General features: G+C 72.3%; 15 protein-coding genes, 1 pseudogene and 1 riboswitch. Of the genes and pseudogenes, 8 read left to right on the top strand and 8 right to left on the bottom strand.

The window, feature by feature from the left end; all coding sequences use genetic code 11:
- Positions 1–238, bottom strand: a pseudogene (locus tag ACLBX8_RS24585) (RluA family pseudouridine synthase); the annotation flags it as partial.
- A gap of 142 nt (positions 239–380) precedes the next feature.
- Entirely contained in the window at positions 381–815 is a 435-nt protein-coding gene (locus ACLBX8_RS24580; RefSeq protein ID WP_447700358.1) for an NUDIX hydrolase, read from the bottom strand.
- Between the two features lie 137 nt (positions 816–952).
- A riboswitch (cobalamin riboswitch) is annotated at positions 953–1145 on the top strand.
- A 285-nt stretch (positions 1146–1430) separates the two neighbouring features.
- On the opposite strand from ACLBX8_RS24580, the gene ACLBX8_RS24575 reads away from it, so the two are divergent.
- Positions 1431–3617: a TonB-dependent receptor gene (locus ACLBX8_RS24575; RefSeq protein ID WP_447700359.1), complete on the top strand. Its 2187-nt coding sequence runs from the start codon at positions 1431–1433 to the stop codon at positions 3615–3617.
- The gene (locus tag ACLBX8_RS24570) at positions 3611–5071 is read left to right on the top strand and encodes a PepSY domain-containing protein (protein ID WP_447700360.1); all 1461 of its coding nucleotides are present in this window, start codon (positions 3611–3613) and stop codon (positions 5069–5071) included. Before ACLBX8_RS24575 ends, ACLBX8_RS24570 begins: the two co-directional genes overlap by 7 nt.
- A gap of 78 nt (positions 5072–5149) precedes the next feature.
- Here the strand turns inward: ACLBX8_RS24570 and ACLBX8_RS24565 are convergent, their stop codons facing one another.
- A complete protein-coding gene (locus ACLBX8_RS24565) occupies positions 5150–6136 on the bottom strand; it encodes a helix-turn-helix domain-containing protein (protein ID WP_447700361.1) in 987 nt (328 codons plus the stop codon).
- Positions 6137–6341: 205 nt separating this feature from the next.
- The gene (locus tag ACLBX8_RS24560) at positions 6342–8486 is read right to left on the bottom strand and encodes a TonB-dependent receptor (RefSeq protein ID WP_170868143.1); all 2145 of its coding nucleotides are present in this window, start codon (positions 8484–8486) and stop codon (positions 6342–6344) included.
- Between the two features lie 185 nt (positions 8487–8671).
- On the opposite strand from ACLBX8_RS24560, the gene ACLBX8_RS24555 reads away from it, so the two are divergent.
- Complete coding sequence (locus tag ACLBX8_RS24555) at positions 8672–9892, top strand: GTP-binding protein (RefSeq protein ID WP_447700362.1); 1221 nt, start codon at positions 8672–8674, stop codon at positions 9890–9892.
- Positions 9893–9901: 9 nt separating this feature from the next.
- Here the strand turns inward: ACLBX8_RS24555 and ACLBX8_RS24550 are convergent, their stop codons facing one another.
- The 3 genes from ACLBX8_RS24550 to ACLBX8_RS24540 form a co-directional block, all read right to left on the bottom strand.
- On the bottom strand, positions 9902–10474 hold the full coding sequence (locus ACLBX8_RS24550; protein WP_020093671.1) for a MarR family winged helix-turn-helix transcriptional regulator: 573 nt from the start codon (positions 10472–10474) through the stop codon (positions 9902–9904).
- Positions 10475–10609: 135 nt separating this feature from the next.
- Positions 10610–10999, bottom strand: coding sequence for a response regulator (locus ACLBX8_RS24545; RefSeq protein ID WP_020093672.1), 390 nt, complete (start codon positions 10997–10999; stop codon positions 10610–10612).
- A gap of 134 nt (positions 11000–11133) precedes the next feature.
- A complete protein-coding gene (locus tag ACLBX8_RS24540; RefSeq protein WP_447715859.1) occupies positions 11134–12399 on the bottom strand; it encodes an adenosylmethionine--8-amino-7-oxononanoate transaminase in 1266 nt (421 codons plus the stop codon).
- 90 nt (positions 12400–12489) lie between these two features.
- Here ACLBX8_RS24540 and ACLBX8_RS24535 point away from each other — a divergent pair, with 90 nt between their 5' ends.
- From ACLBX8_RS24535 to ACLBX8_RS24525, 3 genes are all read left to right on the top strand, one after another.
- On the top strand, positions 12490–13608 hold the full coding sequence (locus tag ACLBX8_RS24535) for an aminotransferase class I/II-fold pyridoxal phosphate-dependent enzyme (RefSeq protein ID WP_447700364.1): 1119 nt from the start codon (positions 12490–12492) through the stop codon (positions 13606–13608).
- Between the two features lie 258 nt (positions 13609–13866).
- On the top strand, positions 13867–14376 hold the full coding sequence (locus ACLBX8_RS24530; protein WP_020093675.1) for an OsmC family protein: 510 nt from the start codon (positions 13867–13869) through the stop codon (positions 14374–14376).
- A gap of 11 nt (positions 14377–14387) precedes the next feature.
- Positions 14388–15245 (top strand): class I SAM-dependent methyltransferase, encoded by an 858-nt coding sequence (locus ACLBX8_RS24525; protein ID WP_447700365.1) that lies wholly within the window; start codon positions 14388–14390, stop codon positions 15243–15245.
- Positions 15246–15401: 156 nt separating this feature from the next.
- Here ACLBX8_RS24525 and ACLBX8_RS24520 read toward each other — a convergent pair whose 3' ends face one another.
- On the bottom strand, positions 15402–17000 hold the full coding sequence (locus tag ACLBX8_RS24520; RefSeq protein ID WP_447700366.1) for a gamma-glutamyltransferase family protein: 1599 nt from the start codon (positions 16998–17000) through the stop codon (positions 15402–15404).
- Positions 17001–17122: 122 nt separating this feature from the next.
- On the opposite strand from ACLBX8_RS24520, the gene ACLBX8_RS24515 reads away from it, so the two are divergent.
- Entirely contained in the window at positions 17123–18568 is a 1446-nt protein-coding gene (locus ACLBX8_RS24515; protein ID WP_447700367.1) for a carbohydrate porin, read from the top strand.
- Between the two features lie 57 nt (positions 18569–18625).
- Complete coding sequence (locus ACLBX8_RS24510; protein WP_447695212.1) at positions 18626–20161, top strand: cation:proton antiporter; 1536 nt, start codon at positions 18626–18628, stop codon at positions 20159–20161.
- The last annotated feature ends 1 nt before the right edge of the window (position 20162 follow it).

Raw genomic sequence — 20162 nt, 5'->3', positions numbered from 1 at the left:
GGGCCGGCGCCGGGGCCGGGGCCGCAGCGGCCTGCGCGCCCCAGGGATCGCGGGTGCCGGCATCCTCGCCGCGGTTGCGGGCCGCGCGCTCGGCGGCGTCGCGGGCGCTGGTGCGCGGGCCCGTGCGGGCGCGGCCGTCGGCCTGGGCCTTGCCGCCCCTGAACTTGCTGGCGCTGGACTTGCCGGCCTGAGGCTTGCGCCCCGTCGGCCCGCCGCTTCTGGGAGGTCGTATCGTCATGCTTCCGCCGGCACCCGTCTCCGCGTCGGACGGAGCGTCCGGGCGCATGGGCCGCGGCGTCGCGGACGTCCGGACCGATGGGATTGCCCGGCTGTAGCATCGCCCGCGCCGAGCGGCAAAGGCGGTGGGCCGGCCCGGTCCGTCAGGGCTCCGCGCGCCACGCGTCGCGGAGGCGGTCCTTCAGGCCGGCGGGGAAGAGGTCGGGACCGCCCGGCACGTCGAGCCCGTCCAGATCGCACCACAGCGCCACGCAGGCGGTGCCGGAATCCTCGTGGAAGACGAAGCGCTCCTGCCCGTCGAACCGCCCCGGCGGCAGGGCGACGGGGAACAGGAACAGCACCTCGTGCCCGACCTGCCCCTCGTGCGTGAAGATGTTCTCCATGACGCGGGGGCCGCCGAGCACCGAGACGGTGACGCCGAGCTCCTCCTGGAACTCCCGGATCAGGGCGTCCTCGACCCGCTCGCCGAACGCGACGCTGCCGCCGAGCGGCCGGACGCCCTTCAGCCGCCCGTCATCCGCGCGGACCTCGGCCACGAGCAGGCTGTTGCCGCGCCGGGGCAGACCCAGCGCCTTCACGCGAATCTCCGCAGGGGGCCGCCAGACCGTCATCCCGCAGGGGCTAGCCCGTCGTCGGCGCGGTCGCAACGGACCGGCGCACAGTGCGCCGATCCACGGCAACAACCGGACACACGGTTGACGCCCGCCCCCGCTACGGCCAAGCTGTGTTCGACGGTTCCCCTCGGGGATCAAAAGGGAACGCGGTGAGGGGTTCGCCCCGAAGCCGCGGCTGCCCCCGCAACTGTAAGCGGCGAGCCCTTCACCACCACGTCACTGGGTCACCCCGGGAAGACGGTGCGAGGGCGGCGACCCGCGAGCCAGGAGACCTGCCGTCAGCCGTGGTCACACGCGAAACGCGCCGGGCGGGGTGTCCTGGCGGGTGTCGAGGCGCCGCCAGTCCCGAGGGGAGGCGGCCGCCGAGGCCTCGTTCGCGGTGACGTGCCACAGCAAGCGCGCCCGCGACGCCGTTCCCCATGCCCGTCTCCGCCGTCCCGAACCCCTCGAGCCCTGTCGCAGGACGCCGTCGCGCGCCCGCACGGGCAGAGGCTACCGGACAGCGAGTGCATTGTAATGTTATTACAATGCTTGTAGGACGCGGGGGCCGGCGCGCGCCGTGCACGGACCGCTTTCCCCATGTCTCCATCGACCCATCGCTCCTGCCTCGGCGGGCGGGCCCCCCTCTGCGGCGTTCTCCTCGCGCTCCTCGCCAGTCCGGCCGCCGCACAGGAGGCGGTCACGCTGGATGAGCTGTCGGTCGCGGGCGCGGGCGGCGACCCGGGCCGCCTCCCGCCGAACGGGCTCAACCTGCGCACGCCCGACCGGACCGCGAGCCGCCTCGGCCTGACACCGCTGGAGACGCCGGCCAGCCTCGACATCGTGTCGGGCGAGACCGCGCGGCTGCGCGGCCAGGACACGATCGCCGAGGCCGTGACCCAGGACGCGACCGGCATCACCACCATCGCAGCGCCCGGCAACGGCAACGGCGCGTTCACATCCCGCGGCTTCGCCGGCCCGAACTCGATCCAGCAGCTCTACGACGGCACGCGCTTCTACGTCGGCGCCAACACCGTGACCTTCCCGTTCGACACGTGGAACGTCGAGCGGATCGAGGTGCTGCGCGGGCCGTCCTCGGTGCTCTACGGCGACGGCGCCATCGGCGGCGTCATCAACGTGGTGCCCAAGAAGCCGGTCTTCGTGCCGATCAACGCCGCCCGCGCGGTGATCGGCACCGACGGGGTCGCGCGGCTCGCCCTCGATTCCGGCGGCCCGCTGGGCCAAGCGGAGTACGGCGACACCTTCGCGTACCGCCTCAACGTCAGCGGCAATCGCGCCGACGGCTGGATGCGGCCGGAGGGCGATTTCCGCAACCTCGCGGTCTCCGCCGCCCTGCTGTTCCGGCCGAGCGCCGACCTCGCCTTCACCCTGAGCCACGATCTCGGCTACCAGGAGCCCGCCCGCTACTGGGGCACCCCGCTGGTCGAGGGACGGATCCCGGATCTCATCCGGTTCAACAACTACAACGTCCGCGACGCGAAGATCACCTGGGCCGACAACTGGACCCAGCTCAAGACCGAGTGGTCCCCCTCGGCCGACATCACGATCCGCAACACCGCCTACCGGCTCACCAGCCGGCGCCACTGGCTCGACGTCGAGCAGTACAGCTACAACCGCGGCACCGGGCTCGTGGACCGGGGCGACTACCTGGAGATCTACCACAGCCAGGAGCAGGTCGGAGACCGCCTCGACGCGACGGTCCGGGGCAGCCTGTTCGGGCTGCCGAACCAGTTCGTGGCCGGCTTCGACGTGAATCACATCGACTTCCGCCACACCAACAACTTCTATTTCGACGCTCCGACAACCAGCGTACCGCTCACCGGCTACGATCCGGGCCTGTTCCCGCAGAACGGCCGGGCGCGCCCGGCCTACGCGACGCAGACGAGCCAGGCCTCGGTCTTCGCCGAGGACCGGGTGATCCTGTCGGACAAGCTCTCGTTCCTCACGGGCGTGCGCCTCGACGTGCCGACGCTGAACCGCGAGGACCTGCAGACGGGATCGCGGTTCGAGAAGACCTACCGGGCGCTCGGCTACCGGTTCGGCCTCGTCTACAACCCGACGCCGGACAGCGCGCTCTACGCCCAGTACAGCTTCGCCACCGACCCGGTGAACAGCCTGATCACGCTGTCGCAGTCGCTGGCGGGCTTCAGGCTCGCGACCGGCGATCAGGTCGAGATCGGCGCCAAGGGGCTGGCCTTCGACGGCGCCCTCGAATGGACCGTCGCGGGCTACCGGATCGTCAAGGACAACCTGATCTCGGCGATCCCCGGCCAGCCGACGCTGTCCACGCAGGTGGGGAGCCAGTCCTCGCAGGGCTTCGAGCTGGCGCTCGGCTGGCGCTTCGCGCCGGGCTGGCGGCTCGACGGCAACCTCGCGCTCCTCCACGCGCAGTACGACCGGTTCGACCAGACGGTGAACGGCGCCACCGTCTCGTATGCCGGCAACCAGCCGATCGACGTGCCCGAGCGCGTGGCCAACCTCTGGCTGACCTGGGACGTCACCCGCGACTGGACCGCGCGGGTCGGACTGCAGAACGTCGGGCAGGTCTACAGCGACTTCGGCAACACCGCGCGGCGCCCCGCCTACAACCTCGTCAACGCGGTCCTGGACCATCAGGTGACGGCGGATTCACGCCTGTCCGTGCGGGTCTACAACCTGTTCGACAAGGTCTACGCGATCTCGGGCAACGCCGTGAACGGGGTCGGGACCAACTGGCTGCTCGGGCGCCCGCGCTCGGTCGAGGTCGCCTACACGGTGACGTGGTGAGCCTGCCGCGCCGGCTCGGCAAGGCGGGACGGCGCTGGCTGCTCCTGTTCCACCGCTGGGCCGGGATCGCCGCGGGGCTGTTCTTCGCGCTGTGGATCGGCTCCGGGCTGGTGATGCTCTACGTGCCGTTCCCGGCGCTCACCGAGGCCGAGCGGCTGTCGCGGCTCGCCCCGATCGCCTGGGATCAGGTCGCGGTCGCGCCGGACGCGGCGCTGCGGGCCGGCGGGCTCGCCGGAGTGCCGGCCGCCTTCGGCCTGGAGATGCGGGGCGACGAGCCGGTCTACCGGATCGCCGGCCACGACGGCACCCGGGTGACGGTCTCGGCACGGACCGGCGCGCGGCTCGGTCCGCTGACACCCGCAGACGCGCTGCGTGTCGCGGCCGGTGGTGCTCCGGCTGCGCAGGCCGAGCAGGTCGCGCGCGACCAGTGGACCGTCACGGCCCGCTACGACCCGCTCCGGCCCTTCCTGAAGGTGGCCCTCGGCGACGCCGCGGGGACCGAGCTCTACGTGTCTGCGGTGACCGGCGAGATCGCCCTCGACACGACACGCTTCGAGCGGGGCTGGAACTGGGTGGGTTCGGTGGCGCACTGGATCTACCTCACGCCGCTGCGGGCCCGGCCGGAGCTGTGGCGGACGATCCTGTTGTGGCTGTCCGGTTTCGCCGCCCTCGGGGCGCTGAGCGGAGGCGCGATCGGAATCTGGCGCCTGCGCCTTCGGCGGCGCTACGCGGGCGGGGCCGTCACGCCCTATCGCGGCCTCGCGCGCTGGCACCACCTGCTCGGCCTCGCGGGGGGCCTCGGCTTGAGCACGTTCATCGCCAGCGGCTGGATCTCCATGAACCCGAACCGCTGGTTCAGCGCGACCAGCCCGCCGGTAGCGTTGCGCGCCGCCTATGCCGGAACCCCGCCGGCGCTCGGCCTCGATCCGCACCGGCTCCGCGATGGCGCCGTGCCGGGTACGCGCACCCTGCGCTTCGCCGCCATCGGCGGACGCTGGTGGATCGTCGCCGAGACGGCGGACGGCCTCCGGACGGTCGCGGCGGACGGCGCGACCGCCCTCGACGCGCGCAGCATCGCGACGGCCGCGGCAGACGGTTTCGCGGACGGTCCCCTCCGGTCGATCCGCCCGCTATACGCCTACGACGCCTACTGGTATCCCCACGGGGCCGACCCACGGCCGCTTCCGGTGCTGCGCCTGCGCTTCGGCGACGCGGCCGCCACGTGGCTCCACGTCGATCCCCGGGACGGCGCGATCCTCCAGCGCCTGGACCGCTCGAGCCGGATCAACCGCTGGCTGTTCGACGCCGCGCACCGGCTCGACCTGCCGGGGCTCACCGGCAACCGCCCCCTGCACGATACGGCCCAGTGGGTCCTGAATCTCCTGGCGGCGGGCATCGCGATCACCGGGATCGTGGCGGGCTGGCGCAGGCTGCGTCGGACGCTGTCCGCCTGAGATCGGTTCCACGTATGCTGTCGAGCCGTCGAGATCGGCCCGGCGGTGGCTTCCGATCCGATCCGGTCGTGCTGCGCATCAGGACGACAGCCCGGAGGCGGACGCAAATACCTCCACGTCCGGCCTGTGCGCCTGCCGGTATTCACGGGGGCTCACGTCGTAGCGATCCTTGAAGCGGCGCGCGAAATGCGCCTGGCTGCTGAAGCCGCAGCCATAAGCCAACAGGCCGATCGACAGGGTGGCGCAGGCCGGGTCGGTCAGGCGTTTGGCTGCCACCTCCAGTCGGCGTCCCCAGATGTAGTCGGAGATGTGCCGGCCGCGCTCATGAAACAGCTCCTGCAGCCGCCGCAACGACACGCCCATCGCGGCGGCGAGTTGCGGCGGATCCAGGTTCGGGTCGCTCAGGTTCGCCTCGACATAGGCCTTGGCGCGCTGGACCGTGACGTTGCCGTGGACGGAACGGGGTACCTCCTGCGCCATCCGTTCGGCGAGGCTCGCCACGATCAGGTCGACGCCGATCGATGCCATGCGCTCGGCCGCGTCAGGGGTGAGGCGATCGCTGACCCGGACGAGTTCCTGAAGGTACGAGCCCGTCAGGGTCGTCGAGGCGAGGTCCGCTGCGGCCGTGAGCGCGGTGTAGAGCCGGGACGGGCCCAGAACGGTCTCGAAACGCTGGCGCGGCAGATCGATGACCAAGGAGTCGCCGGTCTCCGCCTCCATCACGGAAGAACTCGAGTCGAGCAAGATGAGGTCGCCCGGCTTGGTCTTCGCCTCTCGGTCAAGCTGCTGGATTGTGTCCCGTCCGGACAGCTTCAGGAGCACGAAAACCCGATCGGGGTTCCCGCGGCGTCGCGCTTCGGCGTCCGTGATTCTGGTCCGCACGGTTGTGTGCCAGAAATGCGAGATCGGCATCGCGCCGATACACGTCACGTCCAGCCGTCCCTGGAACGGGAGACCGTCCGGCGTCTCGATCTCGGCAGGCACGAGCCGCTCGCAGACCAGCTCCCGCCATTGGCGGACCGCGTTTCTGGGATGAATCCCGTCTGTCGAGAAAAACGGTTGCATCCGCCGCCTGGGCATCCCTGTCGCCACCCGGTGGCGAAGATCGGGAACCCACGCATCTATTGTATATAATCTACTCTCACAACAGGCAGACGGGGGATCAGAGGCGGAGCAGCGGCGCCCGGCCAGACAGCGCAGTCCGGAAGCGGGCCGGCGATGATCCATCCCTCTCGAGCATCATCACGATCACGCGGCCTGATGTCCGACCCTAGAACCGCGCCGTCAGGAACAGCCGCACGTTCCGCCCCGGCAGCAGGATCTCGTCCTTCTTGAACGAGGTCGAGTTGCGGATATCGTCGTTCAGGAGGTTGCGGCCCTGGAGGCCGAGGGTGATCGCGCTCGCCCCGTAGACCGCGGGATCGACGGCCTTGGTGTAGCTCAGTTCGGCGCGCAGGTCGTCGTAGCCGGGGGTCGGCGTCTCGTACACGGCCGTGGCGTCGTGGCTGAAGGCATGGAGCAGGTTCACCCGCGCGAACCACCCGTCGGCCCGCAGGTAGACGCCGCCGCCGAGCCGGTAGGGCGGGATGCGCGGCACGTTCGCGCCGTTGTCGAACTGGGCGCGGACGAAGTCGAACTGCGCCTCGACGCCGGCGAAGCCGTTGCCCACCGGCACGAGGTCGTACTGGCCGATGATCTCGGCGCCGTAGAAGGTCGCGTTCTGCTGCTGGTAGACGATCTGCCGGTTGTCGGTGCCGACGCCGCAGGAGGCGAAGTCGTCGTCGCAGGTCAGACCCGTGTAGTTCCGGTAGATGAAGCCGGTGTAGCGGGTGAAGTAGCCGGTGGCGTCCAGGCGGAAGGGCCCCTCGGCCCGCCGGATGCTGGCCTCGACGGTCCGGGCGCGCTCCTTCTTGAGGTTCGGGTTGCCGATCTCGAAGGTCGCGGTGGCGTCGTGCGGGCCCTGCGAGAACAGCTCGTATCCCGTGGGCCCGCGCTCGACGTAGGAGCCGGTGAGGCTCGCCACGAAGCCGTAGGGCAGGTCCTGCAGGGCGCCGATGCTGGCGCTCTTCGGGGCGAAGCGCCGGGTCCGGGCGTACTGGAACGGCTCCTGGCCGTCGACCGGCACGTAGTCGGCGGGGAACTGCGCCGCCGTGCTCGACAGCCGGTCGACCTCGTAGCGCCCGGCCGCCTGCAGCCGCGTGCCCGGGCGCAGTTCCAGTTCCTCGAAGAGGTAGACCGCGTTCGCGCGCGACTCCGTCTTCGGCAGGAACGATTCGAGCTGCGTGTTGATCACGCGCCGGTCCGACTGGAAGCCCAGAGCGCCGGTGAGCCTGCCGAACTCGGTGATGACCGGGACGTGCTGGAGTTCCAGGCGGCCCTCGGCCTCGCGGTTCTTGAAGATCGCCTGGACGCCCTCGATCCCGTCGTCGCCGATCCCGACCTCGTTGTGGCGGTAGACCGAGTAGCCCGCCCAGTAGCGGATCACCTCGAAGGGCCCGTCGAGCGGACGGTACTCACCCCGCGACAGGACCCGGTCCTGGTTCGGGGTCAGGCGGGTCCGGTCCTGCTCGGCCACGCCGCCGGGGATCGCGTAGACCGCGTCGTAGTGGCTGAAGGAGATGCCCACGAAGCCGCGGTCGCCGATCGCCGAGATGCCGACCGCGCCGCCCTGCGACTCGTTGTACGAGTTGCGCTGGATCCCGCCGGGGATCGCGTAGCTGTCGTTGGCGGTCTTGAAGCCGTCGGCGTGGACCGCGATGCCGTCGCCGCCGGCGTCCACCGTGGCGGCCCCGAGCCGGCCGTTATCCACGCTGGAGAAGCCGCTGGTGACCTGCCCCTGCACCCCGTTCGCCGGGATGAAGGTCGGGACCCGGTTGTTGTCGGCCGAGACGACGCCGCCGATGGCCCCCGAGCCGTAGCGCAGGGTCGCGGGACCGCGGATCACCTCGATCCGGTCGGAGACCAGCGGGTTCACCGGCACGGCGTGGTCCTCGCCGAGGTCGGACACGCCGCCGTTGACGATGCCGTTCTCCTGGATCCGCACCCGGGCATTGTCGAGGCCGCGGATGATCGGTCGCGAGGCCGCACCCGGCGCGTAGGTCGTGCCCGAGATGCCCGGACGGTCGAACAGGGCGTCGCCCAGGGTCCGGGGCTGGTCGCGCGCGATCTGGTCCTGGGTCACCACCGTCACCGGTGAGAACGTGTTGGTCGCCACCGGCAGGACGCCGATCGGCACCGCCGCATCCGCCGCGACCGCGCCGCGCGACGGCTGGATCGGGCTCGGGCTGGTGACGCTGATCTCGTCGAGGGCGACGGCCTGCTGCGCCCGCGCGGCGGACGGTGTGAGGAGGCCGGCGCAGACGGTCGAGGACAGGACCGTGCTGGCGAGGAAGCCGAAGCGGCGCGAGGGAAGCATCGAGACTCACACAGTGTTATATCGTTTCATTGTTGCGGCCCATCGGATCGGTGCAAGCCTTAATCCCGCGCCCGTCGGACACGGGCGAGAAACGTTACATCGTTGCAACAGGCGTCTGGGCGGCGCTTCGGCTCGCTCCGTCGAGGCGGGTTGACTTTGAAACGTTATAACATTTTGATCGCGTCATGATTCAGCGCGACACCCGCCTTCCCGTCACCGTCCTGTCCGGCTTCCTCGGGGCCGGGAAGACGACCCTGCTCAATCACGTGCTCAACAATCGTGACGGCCGCCGCGTCGCGGTCATCGTGAACGACATGAGCGAGGTGAACATCGACGCCGATCTGGTCCGCGCCGGGGGCGCCGACCTCTCCCGGACCGACGAGACCCTGGTCGAGATGACCAACGGCTGCATCTGCTGCACCCTGCGCGACGACCTGCTCGCCGAGGTCCGGCGGCTGTCGGAGACGGGGCGGTTCGACTACCTGCTGATCGAGGGGACCGGCATCGCCGAGCCGCTGCCGGTCGCCTCGACCTTCTCGTTCCGCGACGAGGCCGGCCGGTCGCTCTCGGATCTCGCCCGCCTCGACACGATGGTGACCGTGGTCGACGCGGTGAACCTGCTCAAGGATTACGGCTCGGCCGCCTTCCTGCGCGAGCGCGGCGAGACGGCGGGCGCCGAGGACACGCGCACGCTCGTGGACCTGCTCGTGGAGCAGATCGAGTTCGCCGACGTGGTGGTGATCAACAAGGCGCGCGACGTGCCGGCCGAGCACCTCGCGCTGGTGCGCTCCGTCGTGCGCGGCCTGAACGCCGATGCCCGCATCCTCGAGACCGATCACGGGCGCGCGCCGCTCGCCGAGATCCTCGACACCGGCCTCTTCGACGAGGAGAAGGCGCAACAGCACCCGCTCTGGTTCAAGGAACTCTACGGCGCCCACGCGCACGTGCCGGAGACCGAGGCGTACGGCATCGCCTCCTTCGTCTACCGGGCCCGGCGGCCCTTCGACCCGGAGCGCTTCAACGCCTTCGTCAACGCCACGTGGCCGGGCCTGATCCGCGCGAAGGGCCATTTCTGGCTCGCGACCCGGCCGGACTGGGTCGGCGAGTTCTCCCTGGCGGGCGCCGTGGCCCGGGTCTCGGCGATGGGGTTCTGGTGGTCGGCCGTGCCGCGGCGGCGCTGGCCGGAGGCGCCCGAGTTCCAGGCGCGGCTCCGGGACGTCTGGAGCGAGGTCTGGGGCGACCGGCGCCAGGAGCTGGTCTTCATCGGCACCGGCATGGACGCCGCGGCGCTCACGGCAGCGCTGGACGCCTGCCTGATCGAGACGGGCGCGGACCGGGCGCCGTTCGATCCCGCGCCCTATCGCGGCCTGCCGGATCCGTTCCCGGCCTGGCGCCGTGCGGCCTGAGGGCGACGGTCAGGTGGCCAGCGCCTCCGCCTCGTCCTCGGCCTCGATCTCGGCATCCGCCTCGGTCGTCTGACCGGATGCGCCGGCCGCCTCCGCGAGGCCGCGAGCCGCCTTGCGCAGGAGCTTCCGGAGGCGGCGGCGGTCGGTCTTGTCGAGGTGGTCGAGCAACTCGGCCTCGACCTCCTCTTGGATCCGCTCGATGGCCTCGGCCTTGGCCCTGCCGGTCTCCGTGAGCTGGACCCGCACCACGCGGCCGTCGCCCGATTCGGCCCGGCGCTCGACGATGCCGAGGGCCGCGAGCCGCGTGACGGTCTTGGAGGCGGTGGGCGGCCGGACGCGCAGCAGGGCGGCGAGATCGCCCATCGTCATCGTGCCGGCCGCGGCGAGCGCCTGCACCACCTGCTCCTGGCCGGCGAACAGGCCGAGCTTGGCCAGACGGTCGCCGGTCCGTGCCCGGTGCAGGCGCGCCGCCTGCACCAGCGCCCAGCCGACGCTGCGCACGCCGGGTGGCCTCAGCTTCTTGGACGGGAGGCCGAGCACCGCGGCCTCGTCCTGATGATCGCGCTTCTGCTTGTCGCCCACCGGAGCGCCCGAATTAGAGCCGGCGGCCGCCGGACGATCCTGAATCTGCACCGTCCACCCCCATCAAGCGGCCGCCCAGGTCCCTGTGGCGCCGACCGGTGACGGTGCGATGACGGGGCTGGCGCGGAGTCCCGCTCAGCAGTGCATGAGACGCTGGAGACGGTCCAGGATGTCCTCGCCGGTGCAGGGACGGGCGATGAACTCGGCATGCTCGGGCATGCGGGCCGGGTCCGGGGCCGCGCGCCCGGACACGATCAGGATCGGCAGTTGCGGCCGCGCCTCGGCCACGGAGCTCGCGAGGTCGAAACCGTCGGTCTTTCCCGAGAGCTGCACGTCCGTGACCAGCCCGCAGATGTCCGGGCGCGCCTGCAGGATGCTCAGCGCCCGCTCGGCCGAGGCGCACTGGACGGTGTCGTAGCCGCCTTCCTCCAGCACGTCCCCGAGGTCCATGATCGTCAGCGCCTCGTCCTCGACGAGGAGGATTACCGGCCGATCGCCGCTCGAACCCGTCTGCTCGCTCGCCACTGTGTACTCCCTTCGGCAGCACCCGGCCGCGCGGGCCGCCGCACGCATCTCCAGCCGTAGGCCCAACGGCAGAAACGGTCCCGGGTTGCAGGCCGGCACGGGGGCTCGTCACGGGAAAGTGGAACGCGCGGGCGTCATGTCGATGCCGGCGCCAGCTCGGTCACCACCCCGGCGACAGCCTCGATGAGCCGGTCGAGATCGGCCGCACCGATCGTGAGCGCGGGGGTGAGGTATACGATGTCGCCGAAGGGTCGCACCCAGACGCTGCGGGCGAGCAGTTCCGCCTTCAGGACGGCCAGATCGGGCGCCCGCGCGAACTGGACCGCGCCGATGGCCCCGAGGACCCGGACATCGGCCACGCCGGGCACACGCCGCAGCGGCTCCAGCCCCGCGGCGAGGCGCTCCGCGATGGCGCGGGCCTGGCTCAGGCGCGGCTCGGTCTCGAACAGGTCGAGGCTGGCATTGGCCGCCGCGCAGGCGAGGGGGTTGGCCATGAAGGTCGGGCCGTGCATCAGCGCCGCCGCCGGATCCTCGGACCAGAACGCCGCGAACACCTCCGTGCGGGCGATCGTGGCGGCGAGCGCCATCGTGCCGCCCGTGAGCGCCTTCGACAGGCACAGGATGTCGGGCACGATCCCCGCCTGCTCGCAGGCGAACAGGCTGCCGGTGCGCCCGAAGCCGGTGAAGATCTCGTCGGCGATGAGCGGCAGTCCATGGCGACGCGCCAGCCCGGCGACTGTCGCCAGCACCTCCGGCGGGTGGGTCCGCATCCCGCCGGCCCCCTGCACCAGCGGCTCGACGATCACCGCCGCCAGGGTGTCGCGATGGGCCGCGAGGGCCGCGTCGAGCGCCGCGGTCTCGGCCGCGCTGCGCGGCAGGTCGCAGAAGATCTGGCTCGGCAGGTAGGTGCCGAAGCGGCGATGCATGCCCTCCTCGGGGTCGCAGACCGACATCGCTCCCATCGTGTCGCCGTGGTAGCCGCCGCGGAACGCGAGGACCTTCGTCCGCCCGCTCACGCCGCGGTTGATCCACATCTGCGCCGCCATCTTGAGCGCGACCTCCACGGCGACCGAGCCCGAATCGCTGAGGAAGACGTGGTCGAGATCGCCCGGCAGCAGGGCGGCGAGCCGCCGGGCCAGGGCCTCCGCCGGCGCGTGGGTGAGGCCGCCGAACATCACGTGGGGCATGCGCGCGAGCTGGTCGGCCACCGCGCCCGCTATGTGCGGGTGATTGTAGCCGTGCACCGCGGTCCACCAGGAGGCGATGCCGTCCACGAGCTCGCGCCCGTCGGCGAGGCGGATGCGGGTGCCCTGGGTCGCGACCGCCTCCAGGGGCGGCGCCGCACGGCGCATCTGCGTGTAGGGCCGCCAGAGATGGCCTGCGGGCGTTGCGAGGGTCATGCGCCTGGCATGATGTGGCCTCGGACGGGGGTCAAGGACCGGCACCCGCCGCTTGACATTGTCTTCGCGGCACCGCCCATCCCCGTTTCCATGGACAGCCTCGACGCCTTCGCCACCGGGAAACTCGACGCCCTCGAGGCCGGCAGCCTGCGCCGCAAGCTGGTGCCGACGGAGCGCGGCGCCGGCGCCGCGGCGGCGCGGCGGGGACGGGCGCTCGTCTCCTTCTCGTGCAACGACTATCTCGGCCTCTCGCATCACCCGCGGGTGATCGCGGCGGCCCAGGCCGCGGTCGCGAGCCACGGCGCGGGGGCGGGCGGGTCGCGGCTCGTGACCGGCGACCACCCCTATCTCGGCGCGCTGGAGGCCGGCCTCGCCCGCCACAAGGGCACGGAGGCCGCGCTGGTCTTCGGCAGCGGCTACCTCGCCAATCTCGGCATCACCCCGGCGCTCGCCGGGCGGGGCGACCTCGTCCTGCTCGACGAGCTGTCCCACGCCTGCATGTGGGCGGGCGCGCGGCTCTCGGGCGCGCGGGTCCTGACCTTCCGCCACAACGATCCCGGCGACCTCGCGGCGCGGCTCGCCGAGCACCGGCCGCACCACGGGCGCGCCCTCGTGCTGACCGAGCGCGTGTTCAGCATGGACGGCGACCGTGCGCCCCTCGGCGACATCCTGGGCATCGCCGAATCCTTCGACGCCTGGACGCTGGTGGACGACGCCCACGGCATCGGCGTGGTCGAGGACGGACCGCGGGCGCCCCTGGAGATGGGCACCCTTTCGAAGGCGCTCGGCTCGTACGGCGGCTATCTCTGCGCCTCGCGCCCGGTCATCGACCTGATGACGAGCCGTGCCCGCAGCTTCGTCTACACCACCGGCCTGCCACCGGCCTCGGCCGCCGCGGCCCTGGAGGCGCTGGCGATCCTGGAGGCGGAGCCCGAGCGCCGGGCCCGTCCGCTCGCCCTCGCCCGGCGCTTCACCGCCCGCCTGGGCCTGCCGGAGGCCGAGAGCGCGGTCGTGCCGGTCCTGGTCGGCGAGGCGCAGGCGGCGCTCGACATCTCGGCGGCGTTGGAGGCGCAGGGCTACCTCGTGGTGGCGATCCGCCCGCCGACCGTGCCGGCCGGCACCGCGCGGCTGCGGGTCGCATTCTCGGCCGCCCACGACGAGGCCCAGGTCGACGCCCTCGCGGAGGCCGTGGCCGCCCTGATCGGTTGAGCGCGGGCGCTTCTCGGTGATCGCGCCGATTCTCATATCTGCGGGCCGAACAAGCGGCTGCGGACACCGTTCGTCTCTGCGAGCCCAGCGAAGCTGGGCAGGGCGGCACGACCCCTGGGATCGTGGCGCCACGCTGGATTGCTTCGCTGCGCTCGCAAAGACGGTGAGGGCGTCGCGACAACCTGCTAAGGCGTTTCGCGCATCGAGAACCCGATCCGGCCGCCCGAGGTCGGGCGACATCATCGAGAGGACGACGCCATGGACGCCACCGCGCTGCGAGCCCTCCAGGCTCCGATCAAGGACAAGTACCGCACCGCGCCGGACGCGGCGGTCATCACCTTGAAGGCCAGGGGCACGCTGGACGACACCAAGATCGCCTGCAAGGTCGAGACGGGCCGCGCCATCGCGGAGGCCGGGCTGCATCCGGCCACGGGCGGCTCGGGCGCGGAGCTGTGCTCGGGCGACATGCTGCTGGAGGCGCTGGTCGCCTGCGCGGGCGTGACGCTCAAGGCGGTGGCGACCGCCCTGGAGATCCCGCTGCGCGCCGGCACGGTCAGCGCCGAGGGCGACCTCGATTTCCGCGGCACCCTCGGGGTCGACAAGGAGGCGCCGGTGGGCTTCCGCAACATCCGCCTGTTCTTCGAGCTCGACACCGACGCGCCGGAGGACAAGCTCGCGCAGCTCCTGAAGCTGACCGAGCGCTACTGCGTCGTGTTCCAGACCCTCAACCACAAGCCGGAACTGTCGGTCGCCGCGACGACCGCCTAACGGAGCGCACCATGGCGGGCGGCATCACCCAGGCCGAGTACTGGAACGGCGAGGTCGGGACGCGCTGGGCGCGCAATCAGGCCGTCCTCGACGCGATGTTCGTCCCGCTGACGGAGGCGCTCTTCGCCCGCGCGGGGCTCGCCCCGGGCGAGACGGTGCTCGACATCGGCTGCGGCGCGGGCGCCACGACCCTGGAGGCCGCGCGCCGGGTCGGGCCCGCCGGGAGCGTGACGGGCGCCGACATCTCGGCGCCGCTCCTCGCCGTGGGGCGGGAGCGCGCCGAGGCGGAGGCCCCCGGGAGCGCGTCGATCCGGTTCGTCGAGGCCGATGTCGAGACGGCCGATCTCGGCCGGTTCGACCGGGTCGTGTCGCGATTCGGCGTGATGTTCTTCCCGGATTCCGCCCGCGCCTTCGCCAACGTGCGCCGGATGCTCCGGCCGGGCGGCCGGATGACCTTCCTGTGCTGGCGGCCCCTCGCCGAGAACCTGTGGGTCGGCGTGCCGCGCGACGCGGTGCTGCCGCTCCTGCCGGAGGTGCCGCCGCCGCCGCAGCCCGACACGCCGGGTCCGTTCCGCTTCGCCGACGCCGACCCGCTCGTCGCGCTCCTGCGCGGGGCCGGGTTCGACGCCGTCACCTGCGATGCCCTCGACCGGGACATCGTCCTCGGGCAGGGCGAGACCGACGCGGCGGCGGTCGCGGCGGCCACCCACGTCGCCCTGAACCTCGGGCCGAGCTCCCATCTCGTCCGCGAGGCCGCGCCGGATCTCCGGGCGCGCGCCGAGGCGGCCGTGGCGGCGGCCCTCCGGCGGCACGCGGCGGGCGGCGCCGTGCGCCTGCGCGCCGCCTGCTGGCTCGTCCAGGCGGGATAGGTTCCGCGCCGCGGCTCGCTCTCACCGTCTTCGCGAGCGGAGCGAAGCGATCCAGCCCGCGCGACGATCCGGGGCGTCCCGCTGCCCTGGGTCACTGCGCTGCGCGCGTGATGACGAACGGCGCGACGGCCGCCGAAGGGTCGATCGGAAACGGTATCAGAGACCCAGCGCGCCGCCGTCCGAGCGCGGGTCGTGGGTCGCCTCGATCCGCCCGTTCCGGGGATGGCGGACCAGCATGCCGGCATGGCCGAGCGAGTCGATGTAGGAGCCGCCGAGTTCCTCGATCTCGTGGCCGAGCCGGCCCAGGGCCGCGATGCAGGCCGGATCGAACCGGTCCTCCACCTTCACGCTCAGGGAGGGCGCGCCCCAGGTGCGGCCGTAGAGCAGGCGCGGCGCGTCGACCGCGTCCGCCACCGGCATCCCGTAATCGGCGTAGCGGGTGAAGATCTGGGCCTGGAACTGCGGCTGCCCGTCGCCGCCCATGCTGCCGTAGCTCATCACCCGCCCGTCGTCGAAGGCGGCGAGCGCCGGGATCAGCGTGTGGAACGGGCGCCGGCCCGGCTCCAGGGGATTCACGGCCTTCGGGTCGAGGGAGAACGACATGCCCCGGTTCTGCCAGCAGATGCCGGTGGCGGGCAGGACCGTGCCGGAGCCGTACTCCCAGTAGACCGACTGGATGTAGGAGACGGCGAGGCCGTCCTTGTCGATGGCGCCCATCCAGACCGTGTCGCCGTGACCGGGATCGGGCAGGGGCACCCGGGCGGCGCGGCCCATGTCGACGAGCGCGGCCTCGCGGGCGAGCCGGTCCGGGGTCAGGAAGGTGGCGGGATCGTGCCGCAGGCGGGCGAAATCGGTGACCACCCGGTCGCGGATCGCGAAGGCCCGCTTCGTCGCCTCGATCAGCCCGTGGTAATGGGCCGTGGTCTCGGGCTCGGCGATGTTGAGACGGTCGAAGATCCCGAGGATCAGGAGCGCCGCGAGCCCCTGGGTCGGCGGCGGGAAGTTGTAGAGCGTCGCGTCGCGGCGGCGGATCGACAGGGGCGCCCGCTCGACCGCCGCGAAGGATTCCAGATCCGCCCGGGTGACCGGCGCGCCGAGGCGCTCCAGGTCGGCGGCGATCTCCCGGCCGATATCGCCGCGGTAGAAGTCGCCGAGGCCCGCATGGGCGAGCTGCTCCAGGGTGGCGGCGAGCAGCGGGAGGCTCCGGGTCTCGCCGGCCGGGAACGGCTTGCCGTCCTTCAGGAACGTCCGCGCGAAGTTCGGGGCGTCGTGGAGGGTGTCGAGTTCCTGGGGCACGTAGCGCGCCTCCGACGGGGAGACCGGGACGCCGGCCCGCGCCTGCGCGATCGCGTCGGCCAGCAGGGTCTCCAGCGGGAGGCGGCCGCCCAGCGCCCGCGCCAGCTCCAGGGCGAGGCGCCAGCCGCCCACCGCGCCGGCGACCGTCACCATCGCGTCGGGGCCGCGGGCGGGGATCGCGTCGTAGCCCTTCTCGCGATAGCGCGGGATCGTGGCGAGGCGCCCGGCCGGACCGCAGGCCTCGATGCCGCGCACCCGCCCGCCGCGCTCGCGCACGAGCCAGAAGCCGTCGCCGCCGATTCCGTTCATGTGCGGGTAGACCACCGCGATGGAGGCGGCCATCGCCACCATCGCCTCGATGGCGTTGCCGCCCTGCGCCAGGACGGTCTGGCCGGCCTGGGCGGCGAGGCTGTGGGGCGCGGCGACGGCGGCGGACGTGAAGACGGGGGTCTCGGGCATCGACGGTCCTGTGGTGTACCGGCCGCAGGGTTAGGCGAGCGCGCGGCTTCTGCAAAGGTCGAGCGTGTTCGACCAGCACGCCGTGCTATTCTGCGGCCCGTACTGTCGCCGACTAGCGGCCCATGGTCCGGAAGCTCATAGCCTCGTTTGCCCTGGCCCTCTCGGCCGTGCCCGCCGCGGCCCAGCAGCACGTGCCCTCGGTCTTCGAGGGCGCGGGCGCCGATCCGCGCGTCTCGGTCTCCCAGCCGGAGACCACCAGCCAGGCCTCCGGCGGCTACGTCCGCTCGGTCGAACCCTCGCTCGGCCCGCTCGGCGATCCGCTGGGGATCCGCCCGGTCCTGAAGGAGCGGGGCATCGAGTACAGCCTGACCTACATCGTCGACGTGCTCGGCAACCCGGTCGGCGGCCTGCGGCAGGGCGCGATCGTCGAGGACCGCCTCAACCTGCGCCTCAACCTCGACCTCGACAAGCTCGCGGGCTGGCAGGGCGCGACGGTCCACGCCAACGCCTACTTCATCCACGGCACCGGCCTGTCGCGCTACTATGTCGGCAACCTGCTCACGACGAGTGTCATCGAGGCGCTGCCGTCGACGCGGCTCTACGTTCTCTGGCTCGACCAGAGCCTGATGGACGGAAAGCTCGGGATCCGGATCGGCCAGCAGGCCGCCGATACCGAGTTCTTCGTCAGCCAGACCGCGACCCTGTTCGTGAACTCGACCTTCGGCTGGCCGGCCATCACCGGGCTCGACCTGCCGAGCGGCGGCCCGGCCTACCCGCTCGCGGCGCCGGCGATCCGGGCCAAGTACGTGCCGGGCAACGGCTTCTCCCTGCAGGTCGGCCTCTACGACGGCGATCCGGCCGGCGCGAACCGCCCCGGTCGGGATCCGGAGGCACAGCGCCTCGACCGGACGGGCACGAATTTCCGCTTGCGCGATCCGGCCCTGGTCATCGCCGAGGTCACCTACGCGTACAACATCGCGCCCGGCGCCCGGGGATTGCCCGGGGACATCACCCTCGGCGGCTGGCAGCATTTCGGCCGGTTCGACAGCCTGCGCTTCGACATCACCGGCGTGCCGCTGGCCGACCCGAACGCCACCGGGATCGGCCGGCCGGTGCGCGGCAATGCCGGCCTCTACGCGATCTACGACCAGACCCTCTACCGGGAATCCGGCAAGGACGACGAGGGCCTGGGCTTCTTCGTGCGCGCGGCGTGGTCGCCCACGCGTTCGAGCCTGATCGACGCCTACGTGGATACCGGCCTCGCCTACAAGGGCCTGTTCGAGGGGCGCGACGACGACACGATCGGACTCAGCTTCGCCTACGCCCGCATCGGCGACGACGCCCAGCGGGCCGACCGGGACACGATCCTCTACACCGGGATGCCGATGCCGCGCCGCCGCGCCGAGGCGGTGATCGAGGCGACCTATCAGGCGGTGGTCGTGCCGGGCTTCACGGTGCAGCCCGACGCGCAGTACGTCATCCGGCCCGGTGCCGGAATCGCAGGTCCGGACGGGCGCCGGCTGCGCAACGCGGCGGTGCTCGGCCTGCGCGCGACCGTGCAGTACTGAGCCGGCCTGCGACCGCGGCACCCGGAACGCTCCCGGGCCTCCGCCTCTTTCAGCAGCATGTTGATTTTCGAGTGGGTCGTCGGCGTCCTGTTCGGCGCCGTCCTCCTGGCCGGCGTCGCGCGCCGGCTCGGTGCGCCATATCCCGCCTTCCTGGCGCTGGGCGGCGTCGGCCTCGCCTTCGTGCCCGGCGTCCCGAACCTGCGGCTCGATCCCGAACTGGCGCTCGCCCTGTTCCTGGCCCCGGTCCTGCTCGATGCCGGGTTCGACGCCTCGGTGCGGGACCTGAAGGAGAACTGGCGCGCGGTGCTCGGGCTCGCGGTCGGGGCCGTGGCGGTGACGACTGTCGCGGTCGCGGTCGTGGCGCGGCTCGTCGTGCCGGACATGCCGCTCTCCGCCTGCATCGTGCTCGGCGCCGTGGTCGCGCCGCCCGACGCCGTGGCGGCGCTGGCGGTGCTCAAGCACGCGCCGATGCCGCACCGGCTCGCCACGATCCTGCGCGGCGAGAGCCTGCTCAACGACGCGGCCTCGCTGCTGATCTACCGGCTCGGCGTGACCGCCGCGATGGCCGGCACCTTCCACCCGGCGGAGGTGGCGCCGGCCTTCCTCCTGGGCGTGGTCGCGAGCCTCGTCGTCGGCCCCTGCCTCGGCCTGCTGTTCGTGGCCGTGACCCGGCGCGTGACCGATCCGGCGAGCGCGATCGTGCTCCAGTTCGTCGCCGCCTTCGGGATCTGGCTCGCCGCGGAGCGGCTGGAGCTGTCGGGGGTCCTGACCATCGTGACCTTCGCGGTGACGGTCGCCCGCCGGGCACCCGGCGTCACCGCGCCCCGCGCCCGGGTGATCTCCTACGCGGTCTGGGACACGGCGGTGTTCGTGCTCAACGTCCTGGCCTTCGTGCTGATCGGTATCCAGATCGACCCGATCCGGGACCGGTTGAGCGGCGCGGACGCGTGGCAGGCGCTGATCCTCGCGGGCGCGACCTTCGCCACCGTGGTCCTGACCCGCCTCGCCTGGGTGATGCCGACCACAGGGATCCGCGGGTTCGGCCTCCGGCAGGCCGGCGCCCCAGCGCGGCTGGGCCCGGGGATCGCCCTGTCGTGGGCGGGCATGCGCGGGATCGTCACCGTGGCGGCCGCTCTGGCGCTGCCCGCCGAGTTCCCGCACCGGGATCTCGTGGTGGTCACCGCCTTCGTCACGGTGCTCGGCACCCTGATCGTCCAGGGCCTGACCCTGCGGCCGCTGCTCGCCCGTCTGCGGCTGGAGGACGACGATCCGGTGGGCCGGGAGACCGGTTGGGCCCGCGCGGCGGCCTACGAGGCCGCCCTGGAGAGCCTCGCCGACGCCGAGAACGAGCCGGCGACCGACGCCCTGCGGGCCGAGTTCCGCGCGGCCCTCGCGGAGGCCGAGGCGCATGACGAGGGCTTGGCGCCGGAGAGCCTGCCGGCGGATGCCGCGCGGCGGCGCGCCGTCGAGGCCGCCCGCGACGCGGTGCTCGCCCTGCGCCGCCAGGGGCGGATCGGCGACGACGCCTACTACCTGCTGGAGGAGGAATTCGACTGGGCCGAGCTCAGCGCGACCCCGCGCGCGGAGACCTGAG

It is taken from the genome of Methylobacterium sp. D48H, from assembly GCF_053345715.1.
Note: the sequence above shows the minus strand (reverse complement) of the source record. Positions and strands in the feature narration are given on the sequence as shown.